Genomic DNA, 8,048 nt, shown 5'->3' with positions numbered 1-8,048 from the left:
GGTGCCGCGCTTGCTGCGGGAAAGATAGGGATATCGCCTAGCTCAAGGTCCAGGAGCGCTTGGACAGGCCGTACCAGAAACCGTCAATTGCCGTCTTGGCATCAATTCCACCCGAGGCGTATGCCGCACCCAGCGCAACGTACAGCGGAGCCCAATGCTCCGAGCGCGGGTGCGCTTCGCGGGCCGCCGGGGCCTTGTGCAGGAAGTCGAGGATGGAGTCCACATCCCCGCGGGCCATTGCCTCCTCGGCCCAATGGTCGAACTCGCTGGAGGCCGATGGCGGCGCCGAATCCGGCCCGCCGGCTGGGTTGAACCAGCGCAAGTTGTGGGTGGTGAATCCGGAGCCAACGATCAAGGTTCCCCGCTCGCGCAAGGGCGCCAAGCTCTTGCCCAGATCAAAGAGTCCTGCAGGATCCAGTGTTGGCATGGACATCTGCACCACCGGTACATCCGCATCCGGAAACATTTCCTTCAGCGGCACGTAGGCGCCATGGTCCAGTCCACGCGTCTCGTCGCGCTCCACGTGATGGCCATAGGCCGAGGTCAGCCGTTCGACTTCATTGGCCAGCTCGGGCGCCATTGGCGCGTCGTAGCGAACGTCGTAGTACTTCTGGTCGAAGCCCCAGAAGTCGTAGACCAATTCGTTCTTCTGCTGGGTAGCACTCAGCGTCACCGGGGCATTTTCCCAGTGCGCGGAGATCATCAGAATATCTTTGGGCTTCTCGAAGGTGCCGGACCAATCGGCCAGTTCACTGGTCCAGCGCTGGTCATCGGCCAGCGGCGGAGCACCGTGGCTGAGAAAGAGGACGGGAGGGGTATCGGGTCGCTGAGTCATAATTCAAAGCTACCAATCATTAGTTGAAGCGTCAACCTTTTGGAATCGTTTGCCGTTCCTGCCTCCAACCTACTGCGCACTGGGGCCATCGTCCATAACTCATGGACGAAGGCCCCAGCACCCGGGGCACTAGGCTCCCCGGCCCCTCTGCCCGGTCTCAACCACTTCCACCGGGAAGTGGCATTCGGTGCTGTGCAATCCTTGCACCGGACCATCGCCAGGCATCCCCAAACGAATAGTTCCTCCCTGCTCACGCACCCGCATTTGGGGCCGTTCGGCACTGCACACCGGCTGCGCCTTCCAGCACCGGGTACGGAAACGGCACCCCGAAGGCGGATCCAACGGCGAGGGCAGCTCACCGCGCAGCACAATCCGCTCGGCCGGCCGCTGCGCCGGATCCAGCTTCGGCGATGCGGACAGCAACGAAGCAGGATACGGATGCAACGGCGAATCAAACACCTGCTCGGTCGTCCCGGTCTCGATGATCCTGCCCAGATACATCACCGCCACCCGGTCAGTCACATGCCGCACCACCGACAAATCATGCGAAATGAACAGGTAGCTGACACCCAGCTCCTGCTGCAACTCGTTGAGCAGGTTCAGCACCTGGGCCTGCACCGAGAGGTCCAGCGCGGACACCGGCTCGTCCAGGATGATCAGCTCCGGGTTCAATGCCAATGCCCGTGCAATGCCCAATCGCTGGCGCTGCCCTCCGGAGAACTCCTGCGGGGACTTGTCCGCATCGGTGCGGCGCAACCCCACCAAATCGAGCAGCTCATGTAGCCGCCGCTGCTTGGCAGCCCCGCGATACAGATCGCGGTGCGTAGCAAAGGGCTCGGTGATGATCTGCCCGGCGCTCATCCGCGGGTTCAGCGAGGCGAACGGGTCCTGGAAGACCATCTGCACCCGGCGCCGCCACGTCAGCAAGTCCTTGCCGTGCAGGGCGAAAGGATCCTTGTCGTCAAAGAGCACCTGTCCCGCGTCCGGGGTTTCAAGCATCATCAAGGTGCGCGCCAGCGTGGACTTGCCGCACCCGGATTCGCCCACCAGGCCCAGGGTCTCGCCGCGCTTGATGCTCAGGTTGATGCCGTCCAGGGCGCGCAGTTCGCGGGACCCCGACGCGCCGGCTGAAACGTGGAAGACCTTGCTCAGATCCTTGACCTGCAGCACGGTATCCGAACGCTGGATAGTTGCGGTGCTCATGCGGGAATCTCCTTCTCGGTGGAGCCGGTTTGGCTGACGGTGGCGTGCGGCACCTGCTCGGCGAAGTGGCAGGCTGCCCGTTGGCCCGGACCGGTTTCCCGCAACGCCGGGCGTTCTGCCCGGCACAGCTGGGACGCGAGCGGGCAGCGGTCCTGGTAGACGCACCCGGCGGGGATGCGGCTGAGCTCCGGAGGGCTGCCCGGGATCGAGGACAGCGCCTGCCCGCGCTGCCCTTGGCCGGGCACCGATTCCAGCAAGCCCTTGGTGTAGGGGTGGGTGGGATTGGCGAAAACCGTTTGCACGCTGCCCTGTTCCACCACGTTGCCGGCATACATGATGCACACGTCATCTGCTTCTTCGGCTACTACCGCCAGGTCGTGGGTGATCAGCACCAGCGCCATGTCGGTTTCGGTACGCAGGCGCTTGAGCAGCGCCATGATCTGCGCCTGCACCGTCACATCCAGGGCCGTGGTCGGCTCATCTGCAATCAGCAGTCGCGGGTTCAACGCCACCGCCATCGCAATCAGGATGCGCTGTCGCATCCCGCCGGAGAACTGGTGCGGATAGGAGTTAACCCGGGTTTCCGGCTCCGGGATTCCCACCCGGCGCATCAAATCCACGGCTTCGGCCTTGGCCTGCTTCTTGCCCATGCCGCGGTGGATCCTGAAGGCTTCGCCCAGTTGGGTGCCCACCGTATAGACCGGATTCAGCGCCGCCAGCGCATCCTGGAAGACGATACCCAGCCCGGGACCTGCCACCTGGCGGCGCCGTGAACTGCTCATCTGGTTCAAGTCCTCGCCCAGCAGCTCGGCGCTGCCGCCGGATACCTGGGCGACCGGGTCCAGCAGCCCGGCGATCGCCTTGGCAGTCATGGATTTGCCGCACCCGGACTCCCCCAGCAGGGCCAGCGTGGTGCCGCTGCGGGCGGTGAACCCCACGTTGTTGACCACCCGCAAGGTGCCCTGCGGGGTACGGATATCAACATCCAGGTTCTGGACCTGCAGCACGGCCTGATCGGTGATGGTGCTCATTTTGCATCCTTTACTATGGTCTTCAGCGCCTTGGCCGAACGCTTATCCAAGGTCAAACGCCACCGCTGGGCCGGGTCGGTGGCGATCCGCAGCCACGCGGCCAGCGCGTTGGCCGCCACCGCGGTGATCACGATGGCTAGGCCCGGCAGGATCGAGAGCCACCACGCGGTCTGCAGATACTGGCGGCCCTGGGCCACCAGCAGACCCCAGGAAACTTCCGGCGGCTGGATCCCGATGCCCAGGAAGGACAGCGAGGATTCGGCCAGCATCACGAAACAGAATTCCAATGTCGCCAAGGTCAGCAGGGTTGGGGTGACCACCGGGATCACATGCCGGGCAATGATCGCATTGGGCTTGGTGCCGAAGGTGCGGGCGGCATCCACGAAAGTCCGCGACTGCAGCTCAGCGGCCTCGGCCCGGGCGGTACGCAGGTAGATCGGGATGCGGGTGATCGCCAGGATCAGCACGATATTCGCTGCCGAAGGGCTGAAGACGAACAGCACCACCACGGCGAGCAGCAGCGAGGGGAAGGACATGATCACATCGGCGATGCGCATCGAGACGGTCTCGCGCCGGCCCCGGTGATAACCGGCCCACACACCCCACAGCGAGCCAATCAGCAGGGCAATGGCCACCGCCGGGACCGCGACCATCATCGTGGTGCGGGTGGCCACCACAATGCGGGCGAGCACCGAACGGCCCAGCGAATCCGAGCCCAGGATGTAGGCCCACCCGTTGGCCGGGTCGAAGGGGGGCTTGTTCATGAACATCAAATCCTGCTTGGTGGCCAGCTCGCCCATCAATGGCGGACCGAAGATCGCGGTCAGCGCCACCACTGCCAGGACTGCGGCCGCTACGGTGGCGACCTTGTCGCGCAGCAGCAGGTGCAGCATGCTCGGCTTGCTGCCGCGCGCCAGCTTGGTCCGCGGTTGCTTGGCGTGCGGTTCCTCGGCTTGCGGGCCTTGGGGGTTCATCGTCTGCGTCATGGCAGGCTCCTTGTCAGCTCGTGCTCCGTGGCGTCGGCGCGCTCAGCGGCATCGGCCGGTGCCGGCTGCGACGGGCGCTGCCGGGACGCATCGCGCCGGGCGCTGCGCCGCGCCCGCTTGCCGGCGCTGGGCCGCACCCTCGGGTCGAGCAGCGCGTAGCCGAGGTCGATCAGGATGTTCAATGCGAAGATCGCCACCGCGGTGAGCAGCACGCAGGCCTGCAGCACCGCGAAATCGCGTTGCAGGATCGAATCGATCATCAGCTTGCCGATGCCAGGCCAGCCGAAGATGGTTTCCACCACCACCGCGCCATTGACCAGTCCCACGGTCAGGTCCCCGGCCACGGTCAATGCAGGTGCCGCGGCGTTGCGCAGCGCATGGCTGGCGATCACCCGGCGCTGGGTCGCGCCTTTGGAACGCGCCAGCTTGATATACGGTTCGGACAGGGCCGAGACCATGGCCCCGCGGATCACCTGCACCAGCGTGCCGAAGGGCCGCATCAGCAGCGTGGCCACCGGCAGGAACCAGGCGGCCGCCCCGACCACCCCGGAGGTCGGCACCCAGCCCAAGCTGATCGCAAAGACCCAGATGCCCACGATAGCCAGCCAGAAGTCCGGGATGGATGCGGCGATCATCGAGGTGAAGCTCGCAAAGCGGTCCAGCAGCCCGTTGGGCTTCAGCGCGGCAATCGAGCCGACCACCACTGCCAGCACGATGGCCAGCAGCATCGTCATCGCCGCCAGCTGCAGTGTTGCCGGGAAGGCGCGCAACGCCATGGCTGCGGCGTCTTCCCCGGTGCGCATCGATGCGCCGAAGTCCAGGCGCAGCAGTCCGCCGAAATATTGGGCCATCTGCACCCAGATCGGCTGGTCCAGGCCGTTGCGTGCAGCAAAGTCCTCGCGCATCGCCTCGGTCGCGTTCAGCGGCAGGTACAGCGCAGCCGGGTTGCCGGTCATGCGGGCCAGCGCGAAGACGCCGATGACCACGACGACCAGGGGCAGCGCGGAGGAGATAATTCTCTTTCGCAAATAGGTCAGCATCTCACATCCTCGTTTCACTCATGGCGGCGCCTACTTGCTGGAGACTTCGGCCAGGCGCAGCTCGTCGCCCGTCGAGGAATTCGGGGTGTAGTCGATATTCGCCGCGACCCCGAGCATGCCGGTCTGGTGGGCGATGTGCGCGAACTGCACCACCTCGTCATTCTGGTACTTGAAGACCTTCTCGAAGGCCGCCTGGCGGTCTTCGCCGGTGGCGGCATCAGCGGTGGCAATCAGCTCGTCGAGCTCCTTGGTGCCAAAGGCCGACTGGGCGCCCTTGGTGGTCATGTACTGGTCCACGGTGAAGGCGGCGTCACCGGCCTGGTTGCCGTGCTGGGTCATCAGCATGATCGCCCCGTCCTCATCGGTGGGGAACGGGCGGACCTGGTAGGTCAGGTGCTGGCTGGTCTCCAGCATCTTCAGGTTCACGGTCAGCCCGACCTGGGAGAGCTGTTCCTGGATCACCTGGGCCAGCTCCTGGATCTTGGGGAACTGGGCGGTGCGCACGATCATGTTGATCGGGGCTGAGACGTCTTCGCCGGCGGCCTTGGCTTCTTCGACCAGCGCTTTGGCCTTCTCCGGGTTGTATTCCCAGACTGGCAGGTCTTCGCTGTGTCCCACCACGCCGGCGGGGACCAGCTGGGCGGCGGCCTTGTCGCGTCCGCCGTACAGCGAGGCGACAATGGATTCCTTGTCGATGGCGTAGTTGATGGCCCGGCGCACGCGCTCGTCGTTGAGCGGGGCTTTGTCATTGTGCATGCGCAGCGCCACGGTTTCGTTGTTCGGGTAGGAGACGCCCAGCTCGCCGATGTTGTCTTCCGGGCTCAGGCCGGTGGCGATATCCGCCTCGCCGGAGGTGATCATGGCCGCGCGGACGCTGCCTTCGGAGCGCCACTGGTAGTTGGCCTTGGCGAAGGACGGGGCTTCGCCCCAGTAGTCGGCATAGGCGGAGACATCGATGGACTGCCCGGCTTTCCAGTCATCAATCTGGTAGGGGCCGGTGCCAATTGGTTCGCGCACCTTCTCGGTGGCGGAGGTTTCCTCCGGGACGACTTCCAGGAAGGACAGGCGCAATGGCAGGATCGGGTCCTTCTTCACCGCGGTGACTTCCAGGGTGTAGTCGTCCACGACCTTCAGCTTCAGGTCGTCGTCTCCGAAGACATAGCCTTCAACGTTGCAGCCCAGCTTGGAGTTGACCGCACGGTGAATGGTGGCGGCGGCATCGGCGGCGGTGAAGTCGGAGCCGTCATGGAATTTCACGCCCTCGCGCAGCTTCAGCGTCCAGGTCTGGTCATCGTCGCTGGACCACTCGGTGGCCAGTTTCGGCTCAAGCTCACCGCTGGAAGGGTTGCGTTCGATCAGCGGCTCGGTGATGGTCGAGCGAACCACCACGCCGGTGCTGGTCAGGTTCGATTCGCAGGCTTCCAGCGTGGGCGGTTCCTGCTGCAACACCACGCGCAGGGTGTCGCTGGCGGTGCCGGAGTCAGGTGCGCCGGCAGCTTGTTCCGAGTTGGCTACCGAGCAGCCTGACAGGGCGGTGGTGCCCAGCAGGGCGGAGGCGGCGACGGCCAGTGAGAGCTTGCGGGTGCGGGTGTGGTTGGTCAACATCATTGTGATCCTTCGCGAAGAGTGATGGGTTCAGTGAGTGGAGCATCCGGCGTGGCAGGACTGCCGGCGTTGATTCAAAAGCTTTGACCGATGAACCCGCATGGTCAAGGAAAAACAGGTCCCTTCGGTGGCGCCCGGCGAGCGCCGCAGTGGCGATCCGCGCCTTTGGCAAATGTGACTTGCGCGACATTTCGGGGTTATTTGACGATCAATGCCTCAACAGCATTGATCCATCCAATCTGCGTGTTGGACGTGAATTGATTGGTCTTCCTAGGATGCTGGTATGCCCACAAATACCAGCGCCATGACGCACTCAAAGAACTCCCCCATCACCGGCGACGCCATTCTGCGCGTGGGACCGGTGAATCCAGAGGTGGCCCAGGCCCTGCAGGCCGACTTCGGCGCGCAGGCGCTGCCCGAGCCAGGCCCAGAACGCGAAGCACTGCTCGAGGAGCACGGAACGCAGATCCGCGTGGCCGTCTGTTCCGGACGCATCGGGGTGGACTCGGAGCTGATGCAGCGCCTGCCAAATCTCGAGGCGATCATCAATTTCGGAGTGGGCTACGACGCCACCGATGTTGCCCAGGCCCAGGCCCGCGGCATCGTAGTCAGCAATACCCCGGACGTGCTGACCGAGTGCGTGGCCGATACTGCGCTGGGACTCTACCTGTCGACGCTGCGCTCGCTCGGCGCTGCCGAACGCTTCCTGCGTGCGGGCGCCTGGGCTGCCGGAGAGAATTTCCCGCTGGCCACCCGGGCCAGCGGCACGAAGGTAGGCATCCTTGGCCTGGGCCGCATCGGCCAAGCAATCGCAAACCGCCTAGAAGCTTTTGGGTGTGAAATCCACTATCACAACCGCTCGGAAAAGCCCGATAGCCGTTATGCCTACCATCCCTCGGCCCTCGCCTTGGCTGAGGCCACCGATGTGCTGATGATCGCCGCGGCCGGTGGACCCCAGTCCGCTGGGCTGGTGGACCGCGAGGTCATCGAAGCCGTCGGTCCGCGCGGATTCATCATCAACATTGCCCGCGGTTCGGTCATCGACGAACCAGCGCTGGTCCAGGCCCTGGCTAATAAGGACATTGCAGGGGCAGGGCTGGATGTTTTCACCAAGGAACCGAGCGTCCCCGCCGAACTGTTGAACCTGGACAATGTCGTGCTGCTGCCCCACGTGGGCAGCGGAACCCACGAAACCCGCGCCGACATGGCAGCCTTGACCCTGGGCAATTTGCGCTCCTATCTGGAGGATCGCACGCTGCTCACTCCGATCTCCTGATCGCTTCCCCAGCTCGATGCTGGCCCACCGGCATCACCACTTCTGCCGAAGCGGCGACGAGCGGCCGATTTT

Annotated in this window: 7 protein-coding genes; 1 reads left to right on the top strand and 6 read right to left on the bottom strand. The window is 64.6% G+C overall.

Annotated elements, in window-relative coordinates; translation table 11 throughout:
* Nucleotides 1-37 precede the first annotated feature (37 nt).
* The 6 genes from ACNPN0_RS10525 to ACNPN0_RS10500 form a co-directional block, all read right to left on the bottom strand.
* The gene (locus ACNPN0_RS10525; RefSeq protein ID WP_448937728.1) at nucleotides 38-835 is read right to left on the bottom strand and encodes a dioxygenase family protein; all 798 of its coding nucleotides are present in this window, start codon (nucleotides 833-835) and stop codon (nucleotides 38-40) included.
* 129 nt (nucleotides 836-964) lie between these two features.
* On the bottom strand, nucleotides 965-2,038 hold the full coding sequence (locus ACNPN0_RS10520; protein ID WP_448937729.1) for an ABC transporter ATP-binding protein: 1,074 nt from the start codon (nucleotides 2,036-2,038) through the stop codon (nucleotides 965-967).
* The gene (locus tag ACNPN0_RS10515) at nucleotides 2,035-3,069 is read right to left on the bottom strand and encodes an ABC transporter ATP-binding protein (protein WP_073707804.1); all 1,035 of its coding nucleotides are present in this window, start codon (nucleotides 3,067-3,069) and stop codon (nucleotides 2,035-2,037) included. The genes ACNPN0_RS10520 and ACNPN0_RS10515 overlap by 4 nt, the downstream gene beginning before the upstream one ends.
* Nucleotides 3,066-4,055 (bottom strand): ABC transporter permease, encoded by a 990-nt coding sequence (locus ACNPN0_RS10510; protein ID WP_448937730.1) that lies wholly within the window; start codon nucleotides 4,053-4,055, stop codon nucleotides 3,066-3,068. Before ACNPN0_RS10510 ends, ACNPN0_RS10515 begins: the two co-directional genes overlap by 4 nt.
* Nucleotides 4,052-5,095, bottom strand: coding sequence for an ABC transporter permease (locus ACNPN0_RS10505; protein WP_448938898.1), 1,044 nt, complete (start codon nucleotides 5,093-5,095; stop codon nucleotides 4,052-4,054). The genes ACNPN0_RS10510 and ACNPN0_RS10505 overlap by 4 nt, the downstream gene beginning before the upstream one ends.
* A gap of 30 nt (nucleotides 5,096-5,125) precedes the next feature.
* Nucleotides 5,126-6,703, bottom strand: a complete 1,578-nt coding sequence (locus tag ACNPN0_RS10500; protein ID WP_448937732.1) for an ABC transporter substrate-binding protein — start codon at nucleotides 6,701-6,703, stop codon at nucleotides 5,126-5,128.
* Between the two features lie 280 nt (nucleotides 6,704-6,983).
* Here ACNPN0_RS10500 and ACNPN0_RS10495 point away from each other — a divergent pair, with 280 nt between their 5' ends.
* Nucleotides 6,984-7,976 carry a 2-hydroxyacid dehydrogenase gene (locus ACNPN0_RS10495; protein WP_448937733.1) on the top strand — a complete coding sequence of 331 codons (993 nt, stop codon included), beginning with the start codon at nucleotides 6,984-6,986 and terminating at the stop codon, nucleotides 7,974-7,976.
* Nucleotides 7,977-8,048: the final 72 nt, after the last annotated feature.

This window comes from Glutamicibacter sp. AGC84 (genome assembly GCF_053543575.1).
This window is presented reverse-complemented; position numbering and strand designations above follow the sequence as displayed.

Excerpts from the sequence above, each read along its gene's own strand:
- ACNPN0_RS10525 (WP_448937728.1), bottom strand. The coding sequence starts at position 835 with ATGACTCAGCGACCCGATACCCCTCCCGTCCTCTTTCTCAGCCACGGT.
- ACNPN0_RS10520 (WP_448937729.1), bottom strand. The coding sequence starts at position 2,038 with ATGAGCACCGCAACTATCCAGCGTTCGGATACCGTGCTGCAGGTCAAG.
- ACNPN0_RS10515 (WP_073707804.1), bottom strand. The coding sequence starts at position 3,069 with ATGAGCACCATCACCGATCAGGCCGTGCTGCAGGTCCAGAACCTGGAT.
- ACNPN0_RS10510 (WP_448937730.1), bottom strand. The coding sequence starts at position 4,055 with ATGACGCAGACGATGAACCCCCAAGGCCCGCAAGCCGAGGAACCGCAC.
- ACNPN0_RS10505 (WP_448938898.1), bottom strand. The coding sequence starts at position 5,095 with ATGCTGACCTATTTGCGAAAGAGAATTATCTCCTCCGCGCTGCCCCTG.
- ACNPN0_RS10500 (WP_448937732.1), bottom strand. The coding sequence starts at position 6,703 with ATGATGTTGACCAACCACACCCGCACCCGCAAGCTCTCACTGGCCGTC.
- ACNPN0_RS10495 (WP_448937733.1), top strand. The coding sequence starts at position 6,984 with ATGCCCACAAATACCAGCGCCATGACGCACTCAAAGAACTCCCCCATC.